This is a genomic window from Arthrobacter sp. SW1 (genome assembly GCF_001766675.1).
Lineage (GTDB): Bacteria > Actinomycetota > Actinomycetes > Actinomycetales > Micrococcaceae > Arthrobacter.
On record NZ_MJLT01000067.1, the window covers coordinates 141,987 to 164,244 of the forward strand.

Genomic DNA, 22,258 nt, shown 5'->3' on the forward strand with positions numbered 1-22,258 from the left:
GACTTTCACCGCCGGCACCCCCACATCAGGCCTCCTCGAAATCGACGGTCTTGGCACGGATCTTCATGGCCTTGCCCGGCGCTTCGAGCACCAGGTCCGCGGCCGCGGTGATCCGCAGTTTCTCCGGCCCCAGCTCCACCGTGGAGCCGTGGCCGTCCGTGAAGCTGACGGTGCGGGCTCCGCCGTCGAGCACTATCTGCTGGCCGTCCGCGGAACGGAAGGTGTAGCGGCTCTCCCGCGCGGTGTTCACCCCGGCGTCCGGAGTGCGCTCCCGGCCGTAGAGGCCGCCCAGCACGATCGCCTGCACCGGGTCCGTGGCCGGCAGCAGGACCAGCACGGTGTCCTCCGGGGCCGGCGGCAGCACCAGGCCCTTTCCCGGGCCGGCGGCGCCGCCCAGCACCGGAGCCCAGCCGCTTTCCAGCGGCGGGTAGGCGGGCAAGCGCACACGGACGCGGCCGCGCTCTTCGGGATCGTCGACGTCGGCCACCACCCCCAGGGTGAACACATCCGGCTGCCGCGGCGGCGGGGTTTCGGGCGGCCGGGTGGTGATGGTGGTTTCGTAGCCACTGCTGTCCAGGCGGTGCGTGGCCGAGGCCACCGTGTACGTTCCTTCCAGCGACGGCGCCACGCCCCGCACCCTGACCCGGCCGCCGGCACGCAGGCGCGGATCGCCGTCGGCCACGAACACCGCGCTGACCTGCCCGGCCACGCGCACATCCAGCTCCGCCTGCGCCAGTCCATCCGCCACGTCGCCGGAGGCGAAGGCTTCATTGCCGCGCAGCAGGTCCCCGCCCGCTCCCACGCTCGCCAGGGCCGGGTCCGCGGATACCCCGGCTTTCGCGTCACTGCCCGACGCCGAACCCTCTACCGCTTCCGCGTCGCCCGCGTGCCACCCGGCGGTGTGGGCGCCCAGGTAGGCGGGCTCCTGGCTGAGCTCGATCTCCGCCGAATGCAGGCTGCTGCCGAGGTCCAGCTCCACGGGCTCGCCCTCGCCGGCCAAGGTGGTGAGGCGCAGGGTATCGCCGTCCACCACCGGGTACACGCCCACGCGTGCGCACTGCTCCACCAGCAAGGACAGGTCGGAGCGCGCACATTGGTACACCTGCCCCAGCTTGGCCGAACCCCCGCTCACCTGCAGGCCGGTTCCTTCGCAGAGCGTCCGGGCCAGGCCGGCGAGCTCAACGTCTTCGTGGAGCCGGGTGGACTGGCGTTTCCGGAGCCGGTGCAGGGCGTCGTAGGCGCGGACCCGGATTTCCTGGGACAGGTCGGCGCCGTAGCTGCGTTCCACCACAGTGACCTCGCCGGTGAAGAGGGGAGTGCGGCGGCCACCCAGCTCCACGCGGAGGGCGTCTCCGGGTGCGGGGTCGATGCTCCTGCTGTTGGGCCCGGGCCGCCAGTTGATGAGGCACTGGGCAGGGCGGGCCAAGGTGCTGAGCATCTGGACTGAGACGATCGCAGCGGTGTCTGCCGCGGACAAGCGCCGCCGCCCGAGGGTGACGATCAATTCGGGAAGCCCCTGCAGCTGCCTCATGGCGTTTCACCCATCGGCGGTACGGCCAAGGGGCCGGCGAAATGCGCGGGGTCGTCGATGTTGTTGTACTCCAGCAGCAGCTTCCACAGCAGCGGCGTGCCGAAGGCCTGCAGGCTGAGGCGCCCCAACTCGCCCGGCGGGACTTCCGGAAGCGGCTCACCGCCGTCGGGGGCCAACGCGTCCCGGTCCGTGCCGCCGTCGCCGGTCACCGGAAGGGTGTCCACGGGCGGGGCCGTCAGGTCCACCGGCGGCAGGCGGCGGGCGAGCTCGTAGTTCTCGCCGCCTTCCTCATCCGCGGCCTGGCCCACCCGCACGAACACCAGCCGCATCCAGGAACGCAGCGGCGAGCCGTCCGGGGCGAAACGGTCGAAGCGTTCCGCTACCTCAGTGACGATCCCCGGCACGTTCCACGCCCTGCCCCAGACGAAGCGGACCGACGGCGGCCGGCGCTGCCGCTCCACCTCCGCCGAATTTTCCGCGAGCGCCCAGATGGGCCGGGTCATCTGCCGCACGTCCCGGACATTGAGCGACGCCGGCGCGAGGTCGACGTCGAACAGCAGGTCCAGGCGCAGCTCGGTGTGGCCGCCGCCGGTGAAGAGCAGGGGATCGTCCGCGAGGCCGCTCCCGGTAAGTTTGCCGCCCGCGCTCCGCCGCGGCTCCACCCCCGCGTTGCGCTGCATCACCACCGTCTCCGGGTTGAGCAGGCAGCCCAGGTGCTCTCCGGTGTCCTCGATCAGGAACGCCACCCGCTCCATGTCACACCGCCTGCTGTTCCAGGATCAGCCGAGCGGACCGGGCCATGGCGTGTTCGAGGTTGTTCGGCCGGGGTTCCCTATGCGGGCGTGGGGCCAGCTCGGGCCATTGGCCGCTGAGGGCGGGCTTCGGGGCGGGGTGTGTTGTGGTGTCGGTGTTGCTGGGGTGGCCTTGGGGGTGGGGCTGGGATTCCTCTGCGTCCCTGCGTTGTGGGGCCTGCTCTACGTGCTGTGGTGCGGCCAAAGGACGCAGAGCAGGCCCCGCAACGGGAATGGTTTCGGGTGCGTGGCGTGGGTTGGGGCCTTCGCCTGGCGCAGCTTGGGACGTGGTTCCTTGGCGCGGTATGCGAAGCCGAAGCGCGGGCACCTCCCCGGCGCTGCGTTGTGAGGCCTGCCCTGCGTTCATTGGACCTTCCGAAGAACGCAGAGCAGGCCCCGCAACGGGGGTGGCTTCGTTTCGTGGGGTGGTCCCGTTGCCGGCAGGGACCCGTGTGGAGGCAGAGGCCGGGGTGGGAACAGTGACCTGGCCAGGAACAGCGGGAGGGACAGCGTCAGCCGGGGGAGTTCGGCGGTGACGTGGGTGCAGGTGCAACGCCGGGCGTGGCTCGGCCGGCGTGGCTTGCTCCTGCTGGACCTGGGGTTGCGGGGCCCGCCCTGCGTCGAATGATGGCGTCATTGGACGGAGGGCGGGCCCCGCAGTTGGGGGCGCCGGAGTGCTGCTGGTCTCATGGGTGGCTTGCATGAGGGTAGGTCGCGCAGTGTCGGCTTGCGCGGTGTCGGCTTGCACGGCGAAGAGGGCTGCCGTCGTAGGGCTCTTTGCCTGTGCTGACGGGGCCCGATCCCGTGGGATAGCGGGCCACAGGGCGGCCTTTCGCAGCCTGGGAAGTCCAAAGCGCCCCCTGACGGCGGACACTTCGACGGTTGGCGCATCAGGCGCATCGCGCTCTTCCGCGACCAGCCCGGCGTCGCGCAACAAGCGCACCCAGTGCTCGGGTGCGCCGTCGAGGTCGAAGGTGCGGACCGGCGTCGGGCCTTCTGTTCCAGAAGAAACCGTCCTCGAAGGAGAGCCGCCCGCTGATTGGCCAGGAGCGGAGCCCGGCTCGGAAGGGTCGATCCGTCCGGCAAGCGCCCGAAGCCGCCCGGCCAGGCTCCGCCGCAAACCGCCGGAACGCCGGGAACCCTCAGGCCACCGGGAACCGTCAGGCCACGGGCGCGCGGGCATCGTCGAGTTCCAGGCGGTCGTAGGCGATGGTCACGGATTCGATGGCCAGGTCCTTGCCGAGAGCGTCGAGGGGCGCGCCGAACCACTCGCACAGCCAGGCGCCCAGCAGGTTCCAGCGGCGGACTTCCACGGAACCGGCGTCGTTGAGCATGGCGATGGACACATTGCGCCGCTCCACCTGCCCGTTGGCCGCCTTGAAGAGCCATTGGAGCATTTCGGTGGAATCCGTCAGCCCGTATTTGAGGGTGACGGGCGTGTATTCGACCTGACCGGGGATGACGCGCACCGTGCTGTTTTCGCCGCCCGAGCGGTAGAGGATGCGGTCGATCTTCATGCCCAGGCCTTCCACCTTGGTGAAGTGCCCCTGCACCACGCCCTGGATGACCAGCTTGAAGTTGTAGGCGCGGTAGGGGTCCACCACGTTGCCGGGCTGCGCGGCCGGGGCGGGGGTGCTTGGCTGCATGCTCATCTCAGGCTCCTGCGGTTTCTGTCTCGGTGGCGTCGGCCGACTGCATGAGCTTGAAGATCACGAACTCGGCCGGCTTCACGGGCGCGATCCCGATCAGCGTGACCACCTGGCCGGCGTCGCGGACCTCCGGCGGGTTGGTTTCCTCGTCGCACTTCACGAAGAAGGCCTGTTGCGGGGTAGTGCCCAGCAGAGCGCCGTCCCGCCACACATTGCTCAGGAACGCGCCGATGTCGCGCCGGATCGACTTCCACAGCGTGTGGTCGTTGGGTTCGAACACCACCCAGCGGGTGCCGTCCGCCACGGATTCCTTGATCATGTTGGTCAACCGGCGCACGTTGATATAGCGGTACTCGCTGGCTTCGGGCGCCTTGGTCCGCGCGCCCCACACCCGGATCCCTTCGCCTGGGAAGTACCGGATGCAGTTCACGCCGGCCGGGTTGAGGACCTCCTGTTCGCCGCGGCTCACGCGCCGCACCAGGTCCAAGGCGCCCTGGATGGGTTCGTTGGCCGGCGCCTTGTGCACGCCGCGGCTGCCGTCCACGCGCGCCCACACCCCTGCCATATGGCCCGACGGCGGCTGGGTCACCTTCTTGCCGGACACCGGGTCCGTCATCACGATCCACGGGAAGTACAAGGCCGTGTACCCGCCGGGCGACTGCGGGGCGCCGAGGGCGTCCTCGCCGGTGGCGCGGCTAGCAGCCGGTGCCGGCGACGCCGGGTGCGGGCCGCCGTCGGGCGCGTCACCTGAATCGCCGGGCGCCTCAGAGCCGCCCTCCCCCTCAGCTTCCTCCGGCTCCGGTTCGTCCGGCACACCGGACGTCGCCGCCCGGGTGAGCGCTCCGACGTCGTCCACTTTCTCCACGGTATCCAGGATCGCCATGCGGTCCTGCCGCAGCGGGTGCTCAACGTGGGCCTGCAGGGCGGCGTAGGAATCGGCGTCGGCGTAGCCGGGGGCGGCCACCATGGAGATGTCGTCGATCGCTTCGAAGAGGGCCAGGCCCGTGGGTTTGCGGGCGGTGCCGGTGAGGCTGCCGCCCGTGCCGATGTTCACCACGTAGCAGCGGCCGCCGCCGTTGGCGAAGAAACCGAAGACGGCGTTGGACAGCGGCGTTCCCTGCGTGGCGTTGCCTACGTACTGGTCCACGAACTGGGTCCAGTTGTCCAGGACGCGTGCCTCATCCAGGTGCGCCAAGGGATCCGGGGCCACGCCCACGAACCCGGCGATGCTGGTGTTGGTCCGCCCGATGGAGCGGGCACCGCTGGGCACTTCCTGCACATACACTCCAGGCGCCAGGTAGTTCGCCATGGTGCGCTCCCTTTACTCCCACCGGATGGTGACCGGCAGGCTGCTTGTGCTTGCTGACATTTCACGTTCCTTGCCGCGGACCGCCACGGCAAAGTGCTGGAGTTCGTCCGCGGAGGCCAGGACCTCGAAGTGGCCGGTGGCGTCGCTGACGACGGCGGTGACGGACGAATGCGCGCGGATGTAGGCGTTGGGGATGCCTTTGTTGTGAATGTCCACCAGCCGGCCGTGGATCCTGCGCGCCACCATGGTTTCGGCGATGAGCGGTTCCAGGACGGGCGGGCCCGATGGTTCTTCGAAGGCCAGGGACACCGGAACACGGACCAGGAAGCCCAGGCCGTCGCGGATGCTTGCGGTGTATTCGCCGGGTTCGAACTCACCGGTGGAGACGATCGAGTACTGGCTGTGGCGTTCCACGGCCAGCAGCATTTGTTCCATGAGGGCCAGGCAGTCCCGGCCGCGGGTTTCGACAGCTACTTTGAGTTCAAGGTCCAACAAGGGGCCGTTCCGCCGGGAGCGCCCCACACGGTTCAGTGCGACCGAACGGACAGTGACCGCAGCGTCCGGGGGCGCGCCGCCAGGGGAGGGTTCGCCGTCGTCCTCCAAATGAACCCGCGCAGGCGAGACGGCGTCCGACAGTATCCCGAGCAGCCCGGTCAGCGAAGCTTGCACAACACCCACGGTGACACCCCAGTCCACAAGGTGGTCCAGTACAGCGGATGTGCACAAGGGTACTCCCGGGACCGGCCGTCAGTCACTGGGTTTTGCGGGTATATCCATTCGTTTGAGGATCATTTGGGGGAGCGCAGCCGTTCCACCAGGTCCTTGATGCCGCCCACGGTGCCGAGCACCTGGCCGAACATCGCGCCAGCAAGGACGGCCAGGCTGCACATCCCGGCGATGCTGGCCGGAACCCACATGCCCACGATCCTGCCCCGGAAGACCGTGAACGCAATGTACGCCAGCAGGATCACGCCGCCTATGACGTCCACCTTGCCCACCACGTTCCTGGCCGCGGAATCCCATTCGAGCCGGAACATCCGGCTGGCGATCCGCCCCGCAACGATTCCGCCGGCCAGGCACGCCAGCACGGGCAGGATGGCCCACGCGCCCACCACCACCAGCTCCACCGCGACAACCCCCAGCAGCACCATGAAGAGCAAGGCGTAGAGCCGCAGCCGGATGCGGATCTTCCGGTCGAGGTGTTTCCTGGCGAGGGCCTTGCGGGCCTGCCGGCCGGTCCGGGCCTGTGGATCGGGCTGGGCCTGCCGGCCGGGGAGCGTCATGCGCCCGAGTTTAGCTGCGGGCATCCGCCTCCGTCCGCCACCACGCAACGGTTTCGGCGGCGGCCGCGGCCAGCGGTGTGGGCTCGAGCCCCAGCTTCGCCTGGCTCGCCGATGACTCCATGACGAACGGCCGCTCGAACTGGTAGAGCATCTCGGCGAGCTCCCGCATGTCCGTGGACACCACACCGATCGCCTTGACCAGCCATCCTGGAACCGCGCCGAGCTTCACGGCGGGCAGCCCCGCGGCGGTGGTGAACGCCGTCGCGAGCTCCTGCTGGCTGAGCGCCGGGCCGGTGGGGGCGTGCAGCACCGAATTCCACAGCTCCGGGCGCTGTGCGGCGCGGATCATCGCGGCGGCGAGGTCCGGCACGTAGGTGAAGGAATGCGGCTGGTCGGCCCGCCCGATCACCTGCATTGATTTCCCCTTCAGCAGCACCGGCACCATACGCTCACCGGCGTGCGAGGTGCGGACCCGCGGGCCGAAGAAATCACCCGCCACCACGCTCACGGTGTCCGCCCGGTGCGCCTTCCGCGCCGCGAGCAGCGCCGTGCGCACGCCCCGCTTGCCGCCCACCGCCGCGCGCGGGCTGTCTTCCCGCATCACGCTGCCGGGCTCGCTGTACGAGTAGAGGCTTTCGGGGAAGACGACGACGGCGCCCGCCTCCGCGGCGGCGTCCAGTACAGTGCGCTCGGCGCGGGGGAGTTCGGCCTCCCAGGCCTTCACCGCGTAGGCCGAGCCGTGGATGCAGTGGAAGACTGCCGCAACCCCGTCGAAGGCTTCGGCCAGCTGCGCGGGATCGGAGGCGTCCGCCGTCCGGCGTTCGATCAGCGGATGTTCCGGGCCGGAGCCCGAGCGGGTGAGCAGGCGGACCCGGTGGCCCTGTCCGGCGAGCTGGAGGGCGACAGTGGAACCGACGGGTCCGGCTCCGGTGACTGCGAACGTGGTGGTCATGGCAAAGGCTCCTTGGATTTGCTGGAGAATTATGAGAGCAGTGCTCTCTGAAATCAGAATGACCGCCTTCCGGAGTAAAGTCAAGAGCAGTGCTCTCTTTTGTTGACGCTGCTCTCAGATGTGGCATGCTGGGGGAATGCCCGCCGCCAAGCAAGCAACCGCCAAAGCTCCCACGCCGCGCGAGCGCGCCCGCGCCCAAACCATCGCTGACATCGTCCGCCTGGGCCGCGAACACCTCGCCCTCCACGGTGCAGCGGCCCTCTCCCTGCGTGCGGTGGCGCGGGACCTCGGTGTCGTGTCTTCCGCTGTTTACCGCTATGTGCAGAGCCGCGACGAACTCCTCACCCTTCTCCTGATTGACGCCTACAACGAGCTCGGCGACGCCGTGGACGCCGCCGTCGACGCCCTGCCCGAGGACGATTTCGCCGGCCGCTTCCACGCCCTGGGCCGTGCCGTCCGGGCCTGGGCGCTGCGCGAACCCGCCTGCTACGCACTGCTCTTCGGCAGCCCCGTGCCCGGGTACCAGGCGCCGGGCGAACGGACCACCGTGCCCGGCACTCGGGTGGTGCTCCGCCTGGTCCGCAACTTCGACGCCGCACACCGCGCCGGTGCGCTGGCCGCCCCGCCGGGACCCGCCGTCGTCGTTCCTCCGGCACTGGCCGCGGACCTTGCCGCGATCCGCTCGGAACTCGGGCTGGAGGTGCCGGACGAGCTGGTGGCGCGCGGAGTGCTCGTGTGGACGTCCCTGTTCGGGGCGGTCAGTTTCGAGGTGTTCGGGCAGTACGGCGCGGATACTTTCGAAGCCCGCGAGGAGCTGTTTGCGCACCAGCTGGGGGTGCTGGCCGGGACCGTCGGCCTGGCCTGAGCCGGTAGGGTGGCTGCATGGTTCGCGGGCTGGCAGACATCGGGGCGGAAGCCGTGCTGCTCGCCGGAGCCGGGCGCGCCATCCTGCTGCAGATCGCCGATCCCGCCGTGGGCCGCGGCGTCGCCGAACACAGCAACTTCGCCGAGCGCCCGCTGGACCGCCTCGCCGCCACCATGGGCTATGTGTACGCCGTCATCTATGGCACCGACGAGCAGCTGGCCGCCGTCCGCCGCGCCGTGAACCGCGCCCACGCGCCGGTCCGCCGCGGACCGGACGCCGCATCGCCCGGCTACAACGCCTTCGATCCCGACGCCCAGCTCTGGGTCGCTGCCACCCTCTACGAGACCGCCGTGTCCGTCTACGAGCGGATTTATGGAACGCTCGACGGCGGCGCGGCAGACCGCGTGTACCGCGAGTACGCGCGGATCGGCACCGCCCTGCAGCTTCCGGAGGAACTCTGGCCGGCGGACCGCGAGGCGTTCGCGGAGTATTGGGACGGGCGCCTGGCGGCGCTGGCGCCTGAGCCGCATGCCTTGCGTGTGGCGCACGAGCTGCTGCATCCATCTGCCGGGCCGCTGTGGCTGCGCGCGGTCATGCCGCTGGCCCGGCTCCTGACCGCCGGCCTGCTTCCTGAAACCCTTCGGGAAGCGTACGGGCTGCCGTGGAGTGCCCGGCGACGGCGGCGCTTCGAGCGTGCTTTCCGCGTGACGGCTGCCGTGTATCCGAGGCTGCCGCGCCGCGTCCGGCACTGGCCCAAGGAGTACTACCTTGCCCGGATCGATGCTGCCCCGATCCATGCTGCCCGGATCCATGCGTAGCCTGACCGCCGTCGAGCAGTTCCTTGATGAGCGGGCGCACCGCTTCCTGGAACGGGCGCCGGCCGGGGGGCTGCGCTGGAAGCTGGCGGAGTTCCTGGTTTTCGGGCTGAAGCAGGCGTGGGCGTGTATCTTCGGTGCCTTGCTGCTGGCCGTGATTTTCGGGGCCCGGCTGTGGTATCCGGACGGCGCGGCGCTGGCCCGGAATGACTTCCTGACGCTTGCCGCCGTCGTGATCCAGGTAGTCATGGTGGCCACCCGGTTGGAGACCCTCCGCGAGCTCCGGGTGATCGTGCTGTTCCACCTGGTGGGAACGGTGATGGAGCTGTTCAAGACGGACGTGGGGTCCTGGAGCTACGAAGCCGACGGCGTGCTGCGGGTGGGTGCCGTGCCGCTGTTCAGCGGGTTCATGTACGCCGCCGTGGGGTCCTATATGGTGCGGGTCTACCGGCTGTTCGATCTCCGCTTCGCCCGGTATCCGCGGCGCTGGATCACGGCGCTTGTGGCGCTGGGCATCTACGTGAACTTCTTCTCGCACCACTACATCTTCGATTTCCGCTGGGTGCTGCTCGCTGCCGTGATCCTGGTGTTCGGGCGCTGCGTGATGCACTTCCGGGTGTTCCGGCGCAGCTTCCGGATGCCGCTGCTGGCGGCGTTCCTGTTGGTGGCGCTGTTTATCTGGATCGCCGAGAACATCGCCACCTGGTCCCACGCCTGGCTCTACCCGAGCCAACTGAACGGTTGGCACCTGGTGTCGCTGGACAAGCTGCTGTCCTGGTTCCTGCTGATGATCATTTCCGTGGTGCTGGTGGCCTGGGTGTACAAGCCGCTGCCGCCGGAGGAAGGTTTGACCGGGGCCCGGCTGCCCGCGAAGGCGAAGCGCTCCGACTGAAGCGTGCTGGGTCCGGCTTCGCCGCGGGTCCGTGCCCATTTCGATGGTTCCCTTCACCAACGATGATGGGTAACAACGTTTCCGAAGCGAATCATCGATTTGGATAGCCCTGCGACGGCGGCGCCTGCGAACCCGCCGCGCGGCACCCCGGCCGACTGCCGCCGTCGGGCCCGTTCTCCCAAGGCGAAACGCCCCCGGAACCCGCGTCATTCCGCGCTTCCGGGACTCCAAAACCCAAAGTTGAGCGAACTAGACTCAACTTTGGATTGACTTAACTTCGCTCAAGAGTACAGTTGAGTGCAGAACGCTCAACTAGCCGGTTCCAATCCGGATCGCGGTCAGCGGAAGTCCTCGAAAGCAGTGAAAGGAAGCAGTACATGTCGCGTGCAGTAGGTATCGACCTCGGAACCACCAACTCCGTTGTCTCTGTTCTCGAAGGTGGCGAGCCCACCGTTATCGCCAACGCCGAAGGCGGCCGCACTACGCCGTCCGTCGTTGCCTTCTCCAAGTCCGGCGAAGTCCTGGTCGGCGAAATCGCCAAGCGCCAGGCCGTCAACAACATCGACCGCACCATCGCTTCGGTCAAGCGCCACATGGGCACCGACTGGACCATCAGCGTCGATGACAAGAAGTACACCGCGCAGGAAATCTCCGCGCGTATCCTCATGAAGCTGAAGAACGACGCCGAAAGCTACCTCGGCGAAAAGGTCACCGACGCCGTGATCACCGTTCCGGCCTACTTCAACGACGCCGAGCGCCAGTCCACCAAGGAAGCCGGCGAGATCGCCGGCCTGAACGTGCTGCGCATCGTCAACGAGCCCACCGCGGCCGCCCTCGCCTACGGCCTGGACAAGGGCAAGGAAGACGAACTCATCCTCGTCTTCGACCTCGGCGGCGGCACCTTCGACGTCTCCCTGCTGGAAGTCGGCAAGGACGAAGACGGCTTCTCCACCATCCAGGTCCGCGCCACCGCCGGTGACAACCGCCTCGGCGGCGACGACTGGGACAACCGCGTTGTCGAGTGGCTGCTTGGCCAGCTGAAGGTCAAGGGCATCGACCTCTCCAAGGACAAGATCGCCCTCCAGCGCCTCCGCGAAGCCGCTGAGCAGGCCAAGAAGGAACTCTCCTCCTCCAGCAGCACCAACATCTCGCTCCAGTACCTCTCCGTCACCCCGGACGGCCCGGTCCACCTGGACGAACAGCTCACCCGTGCCAAGTTCCAGGACCTCACCAAGGACCTGCTGGACCGCACCAAGAAGCCGTTCCACGACGTCATCGCCGAAGCCGGCATCAAGGTTTCGGACATCGACCACATCGTGCTCGTCGGTGGTTCCACCCGCATGCCCGCCGTCTCCGAGCTCGTCAAGGAACTGGCCGGCGGCAAGGAGCCCAACAAGGGCGTCAACCCGGATGAAGTTGTTGCCGTCGGCGCAGCCCTGCAGGCAGGTGTCCTGAAGGGCGAGCGCAAGGACGTGCTGCTGATCGACGTCACCCCGCTTTCCCTCGGCATCGAAACCAAGGGCGGCGTCATGACGCACCTGATCGAGCGCAACACGGCCATCCCCACCAAGCGTTCGGAAACCTTCACCACCGCTGACGACAACCAGCCGTCCGTGGCCATCCAGGTCTTCCAGGGCGAGCGTGAATTCACCCGCGACAACAAGCCGCTGGGCACCTTCGAACTGACCGGCATCGCCCCGGCTCCGCGTGGCGTCCCGCAGATCGAGGTCACCTTCGACATCGACGCCAACGGCATCGTGCACGTCTCCGCCAAGGACAAGGGCACCGGCAAGGAACAGTCCATGACCATTACCGGTGGCACCGCACTGTCCAAGGAAGACATCGAGCGCATGGTCGCCGACGCCGAGGCACACGCTGCCGAGGACAAGGCCCGCCGCGAAGCCACGGACACCCGCAACTCCGCCGAGCAGCTCGCCTACTCGATCGAGAAGCTGCTGTCCGAAAACGACGACAAGCTGCCGGAAGAGGTCAAGACCGAGGTCAAGGCCGACGTCGACGCCCTCAAGTCCGCACTGGAAGGCACCGACGACGCCGCCGTCAAGACGGCGTTCGAGAAGCTGCAGCAGTCGCAGACCAAGCTCGGCGAAGCCATCTACTCGCAGGCCGCGGCCGCCGGTGCCGAAGGCGCCGAAGGTGCAGCTCCGGCCGGTGACAAGAAGGCTGACGACGAGGACATCGTCGACGCCGAGATCATCGACGAAGACGAGAAGAAGTAACCATGCCCCACCACGGCAACGAATCAGAGCACTCGGGTTCGGAGCAGGGCAAGCCGGTCATCCGGGACAACCGCAAGGTTGACCCGGAGACCGGTGCCGCCCGGCACCCGCAGCAGGACTCCCCGGTGGTCGAGCCTGTCGAGACCGGTCAGCCTGCCTCTCCGGTGGTCGAGCCTGTCGAGACCGAAGGCGATGCGCTGTCCCAGGCCGAGGAGATCCTCAACGGCGTCGAGGTTCCGGCTGAAGAGTCCGTGGCCACCGGCGCCTCGGCCCAGGCCGAAGCCGCGGAACTGCGCAACGACCTCCTCCGCTTGCAGGCCGAGTACGTCAACTACCGCAAGCGCGTTGAGCGCGACCGCGCCGTCGCAGGGGAAATGGCCGTCATCGGCGTCCTGAACTCCCTGCTACCGGTGCTGGACGACATCGACGCCGCCCGCCAGCACGGCGACCTCGAAGACGGCCCCTTTGCCGCCATCGCCGCCAAGCTGGAGAACGCGCTGAAGACCTACGGGCTGGAACGGATCGACGCCACCGGCGTGGAGTTCGACCCCACCATCCACGAGGCCCTCATCCAGCAGGCGGGCCAGGACATCGAGGTGGACACCGTCAGCCAGGTCCTGCGCTCGGGATACCGCTCCAAGGAGCGCGTCCTGCGTGCGGCACAGGTCATCGTGTCGGTGCCGGCTTAGCGTCGTCTCACCAGGCGCTTCGCCGGATATAGGGCGGTGCCCGCTTCGCGGTGCCCTCCACACCGCCGCCCTATATCCGGCTCCGCGCTCAGCCGGGGGCTCGCCCAAGGTGAGCCGACCGCGAAGCGCGGAGCAGAGCATAGGCCCCGGGAGTGGCATCGGGCCTTCCGAAGCGTGGGCGGCTCAGGTCCGTAAGGACCGAGCCGCCCACGCGAAGGGGCGGGGGCCTATGCTCTGCGTAGCGCAACAGTAAGCAGCAACAGAAAGGACACACACTTGGCCAGCCAGGACTGGGTTGAGAAGGATTTTTACGCGATCCTTGGTGTCGCCAAGGACGCGTCCGACGCTGATATCAAGAAGGCGTACCGCAAGCTGGCGCGCCAGTACCACCCGGATACCAATGCCGGTGATGCTGCCGCGGAGAAGAAGTTCAAGGACATCTCCGAGGCGTACTCGGTGCTGTCCGTTCCCGAGGAGCGCCAGCAGTACGACGCCATCCGTGCCATGGGCGGCGGCGCACGCTTCGCGCCCGGCGGCCACGGCGGTGCCGGCAACGGCGGCTTCGAGGACCTTTTCGGCGGCCTGTTCGGCGGCGGCCGGCAGCCCGCGGGCGCCGGTGGCATCCCGCCCGAGTTCGCGGACCTGTTCGGTGGCGGCTTCGGCGGCCCGGCCGGCTTCCAGCGCGCCCCGCAGAAGGGCTCGGACCGCACCGCCACCACCAGCATTTCCTTCAAGGGCTCCATCCAGGGCACCACGGTGAGCCTGCGCGAAGCCAACGGCAACGTGATCGACGTCAAGATCCCCGCCGGCATCAAGGACGGCCAGAAAGTCCGGCAGCGCGGCAAGGGCAACCCCGGCCCCGCGGGCAACGGCGACCTCATCATCACGGTCAACGTCAAGCCCCACGATTTCTTCACCCGCGACGGCGACAACATCCGCGTCCACGTCCCGGTCACCTTCCCGGAGGCCGCGCTGGGCGGCGAGATCGAGGTCCCCACGCTCGACGGCGGCCACGTCAAGCTCCGTGTCCCGGCCGGCACCAACTCGGGCCGCACCCTGCGGGTCAAGGGCCGCGGCGTCCACACCGCCAAGGCGACGGGCGACCTCTTGGTGACGGTCGACGTCGTCGTTCCCCAGAACCTGCCGAAGGACGCGGAGGAGGCCGTCAAGGCTTTCGCAGAGGCGACGGCGGACGCCAATCCGCGCCAGGACCTGGCCGCCAAGGCCAGGCTGTAGGAGCCAGCCATGGGTATCGACGTCAACCAGCCGATCTTCGTCATTTCCGTGGCGGCGGAGCTGGCTGACATGCACCCGCAGACGCTGCGCCAGTACGACCGCCTGGGCATCGTCTCGCCCAGCCGCGCGCCCGGAAAGTCGCGCCGTTATTCGCAGCGCGACGTCGACCGCCTGCGCGAGGTGCAGCGGCTCTCCCAGGAGGGTGTCTCGCTGGAAGGCATCAAGCGCATCATGCAGCTTGAGAACCAGGTGGCTGCGTTGCAGCACCGCGTGGCGGAGCTGACCGAGGAGCTTGCCCGACGCCGGGATCCCTTGGACGCTCGGATCTTCGCCGCGGGTGCGGCGGGCGACGTCGTGAGCCTGGCCCGCGGGCAGCGCCCCCGCCCGCGGTCCCAGGCCGTGGTGGTGTGGAGGCCTCGCGACTGAGGGGCCGTGCGGCCTTCGCTTCGGTTCCTTTCAGGTGGTCTGCGTACAATCGACTCAAACCGACAACTGAGGGACCATGAAAAAACTCACCACTGTTCTGCTCGCCGCCGGGCTCCTTGCCTCGGCCTCCGCATGCACCGCGCCGAAGCTGTCCACGCAGGAAACCTGCGAGCGCCTCAACCTTGTTGTGTCCGGCCAAACCGGTTCCGGCAAGCAGTCCATGAACCGCATCGCCAACGCCCTTCGCCCCCTCGAGGCCGTGTCCTCGGATGAACTGCAGCCGTCGCTTGAAGCGCTCCTCGCGTTCGCTGACGAATCCGCCAAGGAGCACCCGGACGAGGGCAAGCTCCAGGGCCTCACCGAGGAATACCAGAAGGCCGGCGCCAAGTTCAGCCAGGTCTGCTCGGGCGCGTAACGCCCTTACGTTCTTGAAGAGCCGGAAATCCCCGGCAAACGGAAAATTCCCTGCCAAACACGGCGGGGAATTTTCCGTTTAACGGGGATTTCCGGCGGGGGAGCGCCCCGGGAGCACCCCGGACGCGCCTACTCCGTGAACAGCCCGGCCAGGTCCTCCGCGGACAGCGAGCCGCCGGCCAGGGCGTCGCCCTCCATGACATCGGCGAACAGCTGTGACTTCTTCGCCTTGAGCGCCATGACCTTTTCTTCGATGGTGTCCTTGGCCACCAGCCGGTACACCATCACGTTGCGCTTCTGGCCGATCCGGTGCGTGCGGTCGACGGCCTGCGCTTCTGACGCCGGGTTCCACCACGGGTCCAGCAGGAACACGTAGTCCGCCTCGGTGAGGTTCAGGCCGAAGCCGCCCGCCTTGAGCGAAATCAGGAACACCGGTGCGGCGCCGTTCTTGAACTCGTTCACGACGTCGGCCCGGTTGCGGGTGCTGCCGTCCAGGTAGCAGTACTCCACGCCCTCGGCGTCCAGCCGCTCGCGCACCTTGCCGAGGAAGCCCGTGAACTGGCTGAAGATCAGCGTGCGGTGCCCTTCGGCGATGATGTCCTCAAGCTGCTCGAACAGCACGTCCAGCTTCGAGGAGCGCACCGCGGACAACGACTCATCCACGAGGGACACGTCCAGGCTCAGCTGGCGCAGCAGGGTGAGCGACTGGAAGATGGTGAAGCGGTTCTTGTTGACGTCGTCGATCAGGCCCAGGATCTTCTGCCGCTCCCGCTGCAGGTGGGTCTGGTACACCTTCTGGTGCCGCGGGTTCAGCACCACCTCCAGTACCTGTTCCTGCTTGGGCGGCAGGTCCTGGATGACCTGTTCCTTGGTGCGGCGCATCATGAGCGGGCGGACGCGGCGGCGGAGCTTGTCCAGCTGCGCGGAATCGCCGTTCTTCTCCACGGGCTTCTGGTAGTTCTCGGCGAAGCGCGAAGGGCTGGAGAACAGGCCCGGCGCCACGATCGAGGTCAGCGCCCAGAACTCCATGAGGTTGTTCTCCAGCGGCGTGCCCGTGATGGCCAGCTTGAACGCCGCCGGCAGCTTCCGCGCGCACTGGTACGCCTTGGACTGGTGGTTCTTCACGAACTGCGCCTCGTCCAGCATGAGCCCGGCCCATTCGCGGGAGGCATACGCCTCCTGGTCGATCCGGAACAGCGCGTAGGAGGTGATGACGACGTCGGCCTCCGCCATCGCGTCCGACGGCGACACTCCGCTTTTCGCGAAGGTTTCCGTAATGGTCCGCACGCTCAGCCCGGGGGCGAAGCGCTGTGCCTCCGCGGCCCAGTTGCCCACCACGGAGGTGGGCGCGACGACGAGGAACGGGGCGGCGCCGGTGGTCGAGCTTGTTCCGGTGGTCGAGCTTGTCGCGGTGGTCGAGCTTGTCGAGACCGCCGCTTCCTTCGCCGCGCACATCAATGCGATGGCCTGCACGGTTTTGCCGAGGCCCATGTCGTCGGCCAGCACGCCGCCCAGGCTGTGCTTGTACAGGAAGCTGAGCCAGTTGAAGCCTTCCAACTGGTACGGACGCAGCTCGGCGTTAAGGGAAGCGGGCAGCGGCAGCCCGGTCACGTCGTGGTCGAGCAGTCCGCCCACCGACTCACGCCACGCCGCCGCCTGCTGGTCCACGATCCCCAGCTGCGCGAACTCGTCCCACAGTCCGGCCTGGAAGCGGCTGATCTGCAGGGTGCCGTCCTTGTGCGGGTGCTCCTGCAGGGCGCGGGCTTCGTCGATCAGGGCGCGCAGCTGGTGCAGTTCGGGCAGGTCCAGGGAGAAGTAGGCGCCGCTGGGCAGAAGCATGCGGGTCTGCCCGGCGGCCAGGGCGGAGAACACCGCGGCGAAGGACACCGGCTCGCCTTCGAGCGTGATCACGATGCCGAGGTCGAACCAGTCGCGGTTGTCCGTGGCCTTGGTGGAAATGGAGACGACGGGGGCTTCGGAGGCCTCGCGGTAGTCCGCGATCTCGCCGCTGGTGTCCACTACGACGTCGGGCAGTTCCCGCAGCCGGGGCAGCACCTCTTCGGTGAACGCCAGGGTATCCAGGCCGTTCAGTTCCACCGCCGCGGCCAGGCGCGGGGCGCCCCATCCGCCACTGGAGGATTCGCCGAGCACGGGCACCACGTCCCACGGCCGGCCGAGGCTCTCCAGGATGCGGGCTTCGGCGGCGTCGTCCCGGTAGCCGTGGTCGTCCGGGTGGCGCCACAGCGGCTGGGCCGTGACGATCGAGCCGGCCGTGTAATGCCACTCCCAGTGCAGCCGCACCCGGTGGTCCGTGCCGTAGTTGGCCAGCAGGGACAGCGTGGGCACCGCGAGGACCGGCAGCTCCACTTCCTTCGACGTGAGCCGGGCGCTCTGCCGCAGCTTGGGGTAGAACGCGGTGAGGAAGCGGTCCTCGTCCTGCGCCGGGATTTGCAGCTTTGTTGCCTCGGAGACGAAGTCCAGCAGCTCCTGCGATTCGCCGCCGGCCAGCGGTGCCAGCGTGATGATGTGCTGCGGCGAGGGCACGCCGGGCAGCTCTTCGCCTCCCGCGCCTGTGAAGAACAGGCCGTGCGCCGGGCGCCCGATCAGCCCCAGGGCCGCCGGATCAACGGCGTCTCCGCCTACGGTGACGGACGCCGCGAGCTCCAGGCCGCCGTCGTCGTTCTTATCAGTTCCGTTGGGGCGGCTGAGGTCCAGCCCGACGACGGCGGGCTCCGCGGCGATGCGGACCGGCTCGCTGCCGCCGGAGTGGATGAGCTGGAGGCCGATGTTCTCCGCCTCAGCCAGGAGGTCCCACAGCTTCTTGCCGGAATAGTCGTTGAGCAGCAGCCACATGTTGGAGCCGAAGTTGCGGTGCTCGCTGCTGGAATGGCCGGCCAGGAGTTCGCGCAGGAGCTCGAGGTGTTCCTCGTTGAATTCGCGCTTGAAGCCCAGGTAGTTGAGGTTGCTCCAGGAGGCGTCGCCCTTGATCCACTTGCCCTTGGCGCCCATCATCACGGGACGGGCCTTGAGCTGGCGGATGCTGCGGTGTGGATCGCGGCGGCCGGTGTAGGCGAAATGCGGGGCCGGCTCTTCCACTTCGAACTGCAGCGCGAGGGGCAGGCCGCGGCCGCTGTTCTGCACGGGGCCGCCGCCGGAGATCAGCCGGTCCAGGGCACGTTCCCACTCCGGGCGCTGCAAGGGCACGGTGCTGCGGGAGGTCTGGCCGGGCGCGGGCATGCTCAACAGCTGGGCCCGGACGGTGGGGTGGTCCTCGGCCGCGAACAGCAGCGCCGCCACATGCTTGCAGTCCTTGCGGACCGGGCAGCTGCACACGCCCACGGTGCAACTCCAGCCGCTGGGCTTGCGGACCAGCTTGGCAGACGTCGAATAGGGCGCGGCCCCGCTGCCCCGGACCTTTCCGAGCATCAGCCCGGTGCCGGCGTCGAAGGTGATGTTGCTGACGCGGCTGCCCATTGCGTACGCCAGCCCGGCCGCCAGGGAGCGGTCATTGATGGCGGGTGTTTGAATCGCCAGATCCCAGGAATCGTCTGAGTGGGAAGGCATTCGTGGAGGCTACTTTCGGATCGGGGCTGTCTATGAATCCTACTGGGGCCCACTGACAGGCACTCAATCTTCGCCGGACGTTCACCTTGTCCTCGGCTTGTGCGGGGCGGCCCGCGCGTAGCGTGAAAGCGTTCATCCGCTTCAAGCAGTGAGGAATCCCATGACCGGCAATGAATTTCCTGTTGTTTTGACGAAGGACAGCATCGACGCGACCGCCGCGGATGTTGTGGAAGCAAACGTCACCGTGGTCAACGAGATGTACGAGGCACTGCTCAACCACGACGAAATCGCGCCCAACGCGCTGCGCAGCTACTACGTGGACTACTACCTCACCCAGGCGCTGTCCGGCGGCTTCGCCCAGTACGTGTTCACGTCCCCGGAGCGCGAGGACGTCGATGTCCTGGTGCGCGAAGGCCTCGAAGGCATGGGCGCCACGGCCCACCTGGACCTCTTCAACCGCACGGCCGCCGCCTTCGACGCCCTTTCCGAAGAAGAGGCCGAGGAGTACATGGACGGCGAACTGGACGAGTCCGAAGCTCCGTCCGAGGCCGTCACCGCGCTGGAGGAACTCGACGGCGAGTTCGAGGCCCTGCTGGAAACCGAGGACATCATCGAGCTCAACGCCGCCTGGCTGCGCGCGCAGGACGGTGTGCTCTACCTGGACGAGGAGCAGCTCGAAGCCCACATCGCCTCCCGCGTGGCCCTCATCCCGGACCTCGAAGAGCGCCAGGCCGAGGCCGCCGAAGCCGAACTCCTCGATGCCCCGGAGTTCGAGCTCATCATCCGCGAACTGTGCGACGTTGCCGGCTACCAACTGGAGAAGATCACCATGGGCGATCCGAACTACATCCACGACGGCGAAAAGACCCTCGCCTGGCACTTCTCCACCGACCACGGCGACTACATCATGGTCGAAGAGGACGACGAAGCCTTCATGCTCCACCCGGAGACCAAGGAAATCATCGCCGCCGTCGAGTTCGAAGAGGAAGACGAGCTGGAGGGCGCGGACGTTTAGGGCGTCCTTCCGCTTTCCTTCCCGCAACGCGGGGTCACTTACGGCCCATGTTGGCGCTCAACATGGGCCGTAACTGACCCCGCGTTGCAGCGGGGAGGCGTTGTGGCAGGAGGCTAGGAATTCTCCGCCAGCGCCCGCTCCAGCAGGCCGAGCAGCTCCTCGTCCACCTCATCCACGGACTTGAGGCGGACCTTGCGGTCGAAGAAGTCGCCCGCGCGGACCTTCACCGCCTCTACACGGCCACCCGGCTCCACCGCCAGGCGCAGCAACACGTCTACGCTCGTGTTGTTCGCCCGCGTCACCTGGGCGAACTTCCGCTTGGGGCTGTGCAGCGAGACGTAACCCTTGCGCATCTGGATCGCGGCGCCGTCGGTGGCTGCGGCCCAGGCGAGCAGCGCGTCAGCGATGGACCGCTGCTCCGGGTGGTCCGTGTACTGGCCGTCGAGCAGCTCGTCGGCGTCCCGCAACATGAATTCCGGGTAGCCGAACATCTCCCAGGACACTGCGTACTGCGCGTAGCCGGTGATCCCGTGCTCATCGCGCATCCAGTCGCGGAGCTCGGCATCGTTCTTCAGGCCGGCTTCCCGGCCGCGGGCAGCCCACCAGTGGACATCGTGCCCGGACTTGCGCAGCAGCAGCGCCTGGTTGTTGTCCACCATGGACTGCCAGGTGCCGGCGTTCTTCAGTTCAGGTGTTGGGGCCATGCCCTGATCGTAGCGCCGGCACCCGGGCTTTACTTGATCATCTCGCCGGACGGGCTCACCAGGTACCAGACGCCGTTGACGCCCTGGCCTTTCACGTCGCCCGGGGCGGTGTCCTTGGCGAAGTAGTACACCGGCATGCCGTTCACCGTGATCTGCTTCTTGCCGTCCGCGGTGGGGATGGTGCCGATGGTTCCGGTGACGCCGTCCACGGCGGGTGCATCCGACTCCGTGGTCACCGGCGGCCAGGCCGCCAGGCACTGCCCTTCGCAGGCGCTCTTGCCGGAGTCCTTCACGTCTTTGGTGAAGTAGTAGACGCTCATCCCGTTGGCTGCCACCACGACGTCGCCGGCGGTGGTGTTGGCCGTCTTCAGTTCCGCCGCCGCCGGGGCGTCGGATGCCGCAGCGCTCGACGACGGCGGCGCGCTGGTGGGGGATGTCCCCGGACTGCCGCCACAGGCAGCCAGTGCCGCCGCGAGTGCCAGGGCGCCGAGTCCGCTGAGGATGTGCTTCTTCATGATCCGCTCCTTCGCCGGGCCGGCCGGAATCGGCCGGACGCTCGTGCCCATACGACGCCGTCGGGTGAAGAATGGTTCAGATGAACTTTTCCGGGCCCGCCGGCGTCCTTCTCAGCGAAGGCACAACGCTCAGCGAAGGCACAACAGGAACCGGGAAGCGCAGGAGGCAACGATGCCGCTGGATGGCAACCTCAGCGACGAGGAGGTGGTGGCCGCGATCTACCGCGACCACGGCCCCGCGCTGCGCCGCTTCGTGCTCGGCTGCACCCGGGACGAAAACCTGGCGGACGACGTCGTGCAGGAAACGGTGCTGCGGGTCTGGCAGCATGCCCCGAACGTCAGGGGAAGCCTGCGCAGCTACCTGTTCCGCACCGCCCGGAACGTCATCATCGACAACTACCGCAGGTCACGCCGCCGCCCTGAGGAAGGCAACACGGATACGGTGGAGCTGGCCGAAAGCAGCGAGCGGGTGGACGAGCTCCTCAACCGGGTCCTCATGGAGGAAGCCCTGCTCAGGCTCAGCCAGGAGCACCGGGAAGTCCTGGTGGCCCTGCATTACCAGGGTTTCACGGTCAACGAGGCCGCCCTCCGGCTGAACATCCCCAGTGGCACCGTGAAATCCCGGGCCTTCTACGCCGTGCGTGCCCTGCGCACCATCCTTGACGAAATGGGGGTGCAACGATGAACGAGCACAAGCTCCTGGGCGCCTACCTGCTGGGCGGGCTGGAAGCGGCCGAGGCCCGCGCCTTCGAAGACCACCTGGCTGTTTGTGCGGCCTGCCGCCGCGAGCTCGCGGAGCTGGAGAGCCTGCCGGCCCTGCTCGACGCCGTTCCCGTCTCCGCCGCCGTGGCGCTCGCCGCTGCCGGCAAGCCGCGGCCGGAAGACGACGACGGCGGCCGCCGGGCTCCCGCGTCCGGCGCAGCGGCTCCTGCACTCGCCGAACTTGCCGCCCGACGTCGTACCTCCCGGCGGTGGCGCGCCGCACTGATGGCGGGAGTCGCGGCAGCCTGCCTGGCCGGCGGCCTGCTGGCCGGACCGGCGGTGGGCGGCCTGCTCAACCCCCCGCCCAAGCCTGACGCCAGCTATTCGCTGCAGGCCGGCAACGGAATGCAGCTGACGGTCGGCCTGGTGAAGAAGACGTGGGGTACGCAGCTGGAACTCGAAGGCCGCAGCATGCCGCTCGAGGGCACCCTTTACCTGTGGGTCAAGGACCGCGACGGCGGCGAGGAACTCGCCTGCGGCTGGACCGCGACGCCCAGCGGACGGGTCAAGGTGACGGGCGCGACGCCGGTCCAGCTCGCCGGGATCTCCGGCGTGGAGCTGCGGGACGGGGCGAAGAAGACGGTGGCGGCGGTGTCGGTGCCGTGACGG

The 22,258-nt window shown here is 68.2% G+C and carries 21 protein-coding genes; 11 read left to right on the plus strand and 10 right to left on the minus strand.

Going from position 1 to position 22,258, the window contains the following annotated elements; translation table 11 throughout:
• Positions 1 to 25 precede the first annotated feature (25 nt).
• The 7 genes from BIU82_RS19980 to BIU82_RS17695 all read right to left on the minus strand — a co-directional run bounded on the left by BIU82_RS19980 (position 26) and on the right by BIU82_RS17695 (position 7,515).
• Entirely contained in the window at positions 26 to 1,531 is a 1,506-nt protein-coding gene (locus BIU82_RS19980) for a phage baseplate assembly protein V (RefSeq protein WP_070350755.1), read from the minus strand.
• Positions 1,528 to 2,286, minus strand: a complete 759-nt coding sequence (locus BIU82_RS17665; protein ID WP_070350756.1) for a hypothetical protein — start codon at positions 2,284 to 2,286, stop codon at positions 1,528 to 1,530. Before BIU82_RS17665 ends, BIU82_RS19980 begins: the two co-directional genes overlap by 4 nt.
• A 1,196-nt stretch (positions 2,287 to 3,482) precedes the next feature.
• Positions 3,483 to 3,974 (minus strand): phage tail protein, encoded by a 492-nt coding sequence (locus tag BIU82_RS17675; RefSeq protein WP_253182839.1) that lies wholly within the window; start codon positions 3,972 to 3,974, stop codon positions 3,483 to 3,485.
• 1 nt (position 3,975) lies between these two features.
• On the minus strand, positions 3,976 to 5,280 hold the full coding sequence (locus BIU82_RS17680; protein WP_070350758.1) for a phage tail sheath C-terminal domain-containing protein: 1,305 nt from the start codon (positions 5,278 to 5,280) through the stop codon (positions 3,976 to 3,978).
• Between the two features lie 12 nt (positions 5,281 to 5,292).
• On the minus strand, positions 5,293 to 6,006 hold the full coding sequence (locus BIU82_RS17685) for a hypothetical protein (protein ID WP_253182840.1): 714 nt from the start codon (positions 6,004 to 6,006) through the stop codon (positions 5,293 to 5,295).
• Positions 6,007 to 6,068: 62 nt separating this feature from the next.
• A complete protein-coding gene (locus tag BIU82_RS17690; RefSeq protein ID WP_070350759.1) occupies positions 6,069 to 6,563 on the minus strand; it encodes a hypothetical protein in 495 nt (164 codons plus the stop codon).
• 10 nt (positions 6,564 to 6,573) lie between these two features.
• On the minus strand, positions 6,574 to 7,515 hold the full coding sequence (locus BIU82_RS17695; protein ID WP_070350760.1) for an NAD-dependent epimerase/dehydratase family protein: 942 nt from the start codon (positions 7,513 to 7,515) through the stop codon (positions 6,574 to 6,576).
• Positions 7,516 to 7,651: 136 nt separating this feature from the next.
• Here BIU82_RS17695 and BIU82_RS17700 point away from each other — a divergent pair, with 136 nt between their 5' ends.
• The 8 genes from BIU82_RS17700 to BIU82_RS17735 all read left to right on the plus strand — a co-directional run bounded on the left by BIU82_RS17700 (position 7,652) and on the right by BIU82_RS17735 (position 15,090).
• Complete coding sequence (locus BIU82_RS17700; protein WP_070350761.1) at positions 7,652 to 8,380, plus strand: TetR/AcrR family transcriptional regulator; 729 nt, start codon at positions 7,652 to 7,654, stop codon at positions 8,378 to 8,380.
• Positions 8,381 to 8,397: 17 nt separating this feature from the next.
• Entirely contained in the window at positions 8,398 to 9,198 is an 801-nt protein-coding gene (locus BIU82_RS17705) for an oxygenase MpaB family protein (RefSeq protein WP_070350762.1), read from the plus strand.
• Positions 9,191 to 10,087, plus strand: a complete 897-nt coding sequence (locus BIU82_RS17710) for a DUF817 domain-containing protein (RefSeq protein ID WP_070350802.1) — start codon at positions 9,191 to 9,193, stop codon at positions 10,085 to 10,087. Before BIU82_RS17705 ends, BIU82_RS17710 begins: the two co-directional genes overlap by 8 nt.
• A gap of 377 nt (positions 10,088 to 10,464) precedes the next feature.
• Positions 10,465 to 12,324, plus strand: coding sequence for a molecular chaperone DnaK (gene dnaK / locus BIU82_RS17715; RefSeq protein ID WP_070350763.1), 1,860 nt, complete (start codon positions 10,465 to 10,467; stop codon positions 12,322 to 12,324).
• A gap of 2 nt (positions 12,325 to 12,326) precedes the next feature.
• A complete protein-coding gene (locus tag BIU82_RS17720) occupies positions 12,327 to 13,013 on the plus strand; it encodes a nucleotide exchange factor GrpE (protein WP_070350764.1) in 687 nt (228 codons plus the stop codon).
• 276 nt (positions 13,014 to 13,289) lie between these two features.
• Positions 13,290 to 14,249, plus strand: a complete 960-nt coding sequence (locus BIU82_RS17725; protein WP_070350765.1) for a DnaJ C-terminal domain-containing protein — start codon at positions 13,290 to 13,292, stop codon at positions 14,247 to 14,249.
• 9 nt (positions 14,250 to 14,258) lie between these two features.
• Positions 14,259 to 14,675, plus strand: a complete 417-nt coding sequence (locus BIU82_RS17730; protein WP_070350766.1) for a helix-turn-helix transcriptional regulator — start codon at positions 14,259 to 14,261, stop codon at positions 14,673 to 14,675.
• A gap of 76 nt (positions 14,676 to 14,751) precedes the next feature.
• Complete coding sequence (locus BIU82_RS17735; RefSeq protein ID WP_070350767.1) at positions 14,752 to 15,090, plus strand: hypothetical protein; 339 nt, start codon at positions 14,752 to 14,754, stop codon at positions 15,088 to 15,090.
• Between the two features lie 128 nt (positions 15,091 to 15,218).
• On the opposite strand, the gene BIU82_RS17740 is transcribed toward BIU82_RS17735, so the two are convergent.
• Positions 15,219 to 18,653, minus strand: a complete 3,435-nt coding sequence (locus tag BIU82_RS17740) for a DEAD/DEAH box helicase (RefSeq protein WP_070350768.1) — start codon at positions 18,651 to 18,653, stop codon at positions 15,219 to 15,221.
• Positions 18,654 to 18,813: 160 nt separating this feature from the next.
• Between BIU82_RS17740 and BIU82_RS17745 the strand changes: the two genes are divergently transcribed.
• Positions 18,814 to 19,668: a hypothetical protein gene (locus tag BIU82_RS17745; RefSeq protein WP_070350769.1), complete on the plus strand. Its 855-nt coding sequence runs from the start codon at positions 18,814 to 18,816 to the stop codon at positions 19,666 to 19,668.
• Between the two features lie 113 nt (positions 19,669 to 19,781).
• Here the strand turns inward: BIU82_RS17745 and BIU82_RS17750 are convergent, their stop codons facing one another.
• A complete protein-coding gene (locus tag BIU82_RS17750; protein WP_253182841.1) occupies positions 19,782 to 20,372 on the minus strand; it encodes a DUF5655 domain-containing protein in 591 nt (196 codons plus the stop codon).
• Between the two features lie 29 nt (positions 20,373 to 20,401).
• Positions 20,402 to 20,887 carry a hypothetical protein gene (locus BIU82_RS17755; RefSeq protein WP_070350803.1) on the minus strand — a complete coding sequence of 162 codons (486 nt, stop codon included), beginning with the start codon at positions 20,885 to 20,887 and terminating at the stop codon, positions 20,402 to 20,404.
• A gap of 172 nt (positions 20,888 to 21,059) precedes the next feature.
• On the opposite strand from BIU82_RS17755, the gene BIU82_RS17760 reads away from it, so the two are divergent.
• Both BIU82_RS17760 and BIU82_RS17765 read left to right on the plus strand, forming a co-directional pair.
• Complete coding sequence (locus tag BIU82_RS17760) at positions 21,060 to 21,572, plus strand: sigma-70 family RNA polymerase sigma factor (protein ID WP_070350770.1); 513 nt, start codon at positions 21,060 to 21,062, stop codon at positions 21,570 to 21,572.
• On the plus strand, positions 21,569 to 22,255 hold the full coding sequence (locus tag BIU82_RS17765) for a zf-HC2 domain-containing protein (protein WP_070350771.1): 687 nt from the start codon (positions 21,569 to 21,571) through the stop codon (positions 22,253 to 22,255). The genes BIU82_RS17760 and BIU82_RS17765 overlap by 4 nt, the downstream gene beginning before the upstream one ends.
• The last annotated feature ends 3 nt before the right edge of the window (positions 22,256 to 22,258 follow it).

Coding starts and splice junctions, on each gene's coding strand:
- BIU82_RS17750 (WP_253182841.1), bottom strand. CDS start 20,372: ATGGCCCCAACACCTGAACTGAAGAACGCCGGCACCTGGCAGTCCATG.
- BIU82_RS17740 (WP_070350768.1), bottom strand. CDS start 18,653: ATGCCTTCCCACTCAGACGATTCCTGGGATCTGGCGATTCAAACACCC.
- BIU82_RS17755 (WP_070350803.1), bottom strand. CDS start 20,887: ATGAAGAAGCACATCCTCAGCGGACTCGGCGCCCTGGCACTCGCGGCG.
- BIU82_RS17745 (WP_070350769.1), top strand. CDS start 18,814: ATGACCGGCAATGAATTTCCTGTTGTTTTGACGAAGGACAGCATCGAC.
- BIU82_RS17680 (WP_070350758.1), bottom strand. CDS start 5,280: ATGGCGAACTACCTGGCGCCTGGAGTGTATGTGCAGGAAGTGCCCAGC.
- dnaK (WP_070350763.1), top strand. CDS start 10,465: ATGTCGCGTGCAGTAGGTATCGACCTCGGAACCACCAACTCCGTTGTC.
- BIU82_RS17760 (WP_070350770.1), top strand. CDS start 21,060: ATGCCGCTGGATGGCAACCTCAGCGACGAGGAGGTGGTGGCCGCGATC.
- BIU82_RS17765 (WP_070350771.1), top strand. CDS start 21,569: ATGAACGAGCACAAGCTCCTGGGCGCCTACCTGCTGGGCGGGCTGGAA.
- BIU82_RS17665 (WP_070350756.1), bottom strand. CDS start 2,286: ATGGAGCGGGTGGCGTTCCTGATCGAGGACACCGGAGAGCACCTGGGC.
- BIU82_RS17675 (WP_253182839.1), bottom strand. CDS start 3,974: ATGAGCATGCAGCCAAGCACCCCCGCCCCGGCCGCGCAGCCCGGCAAC.
- BIU82_RS17705 (WP_070350762.1), top strand. CDS start 8,398: ATGGTTCGCGGGCTGGCAGACATCGGGGCGGAAGCCGTGCTGCTCGCC.
- BIU82_RS17700 (WP_070350761.1), top strand. CDS start 7,652: ATGCCCGCCGCCAAGCAAGCAACCGCCAAAGCTCCCACGCCGCGCGAG.
- BIU82_RS17695 (WP_070350760.1), bottom strand. CDS start 7,515: ATGACCACCACGTTCGCAGTCACCGGAGCCGGACCCGTCGGTTCCACT.
- BIU82_RS17720 (WP_070350764.1), top strand. CDS start 12,327: ATGCCCCACCACGGCAACGAATCAGAGCACTCGGGTTCGGAGCAGGGC.
- BIU82_RS19980 (WP_070350755.1), bottom strand. CDS start 1,531: ATGAGGCAGCTGCAGGGGCTTCCCGAATTGATCGTCACCCTCGGGCGG.
- BIU82_RS17730 (WP_070350766.1), top strand. CDS start 14,259: ATGGGTATCGACGTCAACCAGCCGATCTTCGTCATTTCCGTGGCGGCG.
- BIU82_RS17710 (WP_070350802.1), top strand. CDS start 9,191: ATGCGTAGCCTGACCGCCGTCGAGCAGTTCCTTGATGAGCGGGCGCAC.
- BIU82_RS17690 (WP_070350759.1), bottom strand. CDS start 6,563: ATGACGCTCCCCGGCCGGCAGGCCCAGCCCGATCCACAGGCCCGGACC.
- BIU82_RS17735 (WP_070350767.1), top strand. CDS start 14,752: ATGAAAAAACTCACCACTGTTCTGCTCGCCGCCGGGCTCCTTGCCTCG.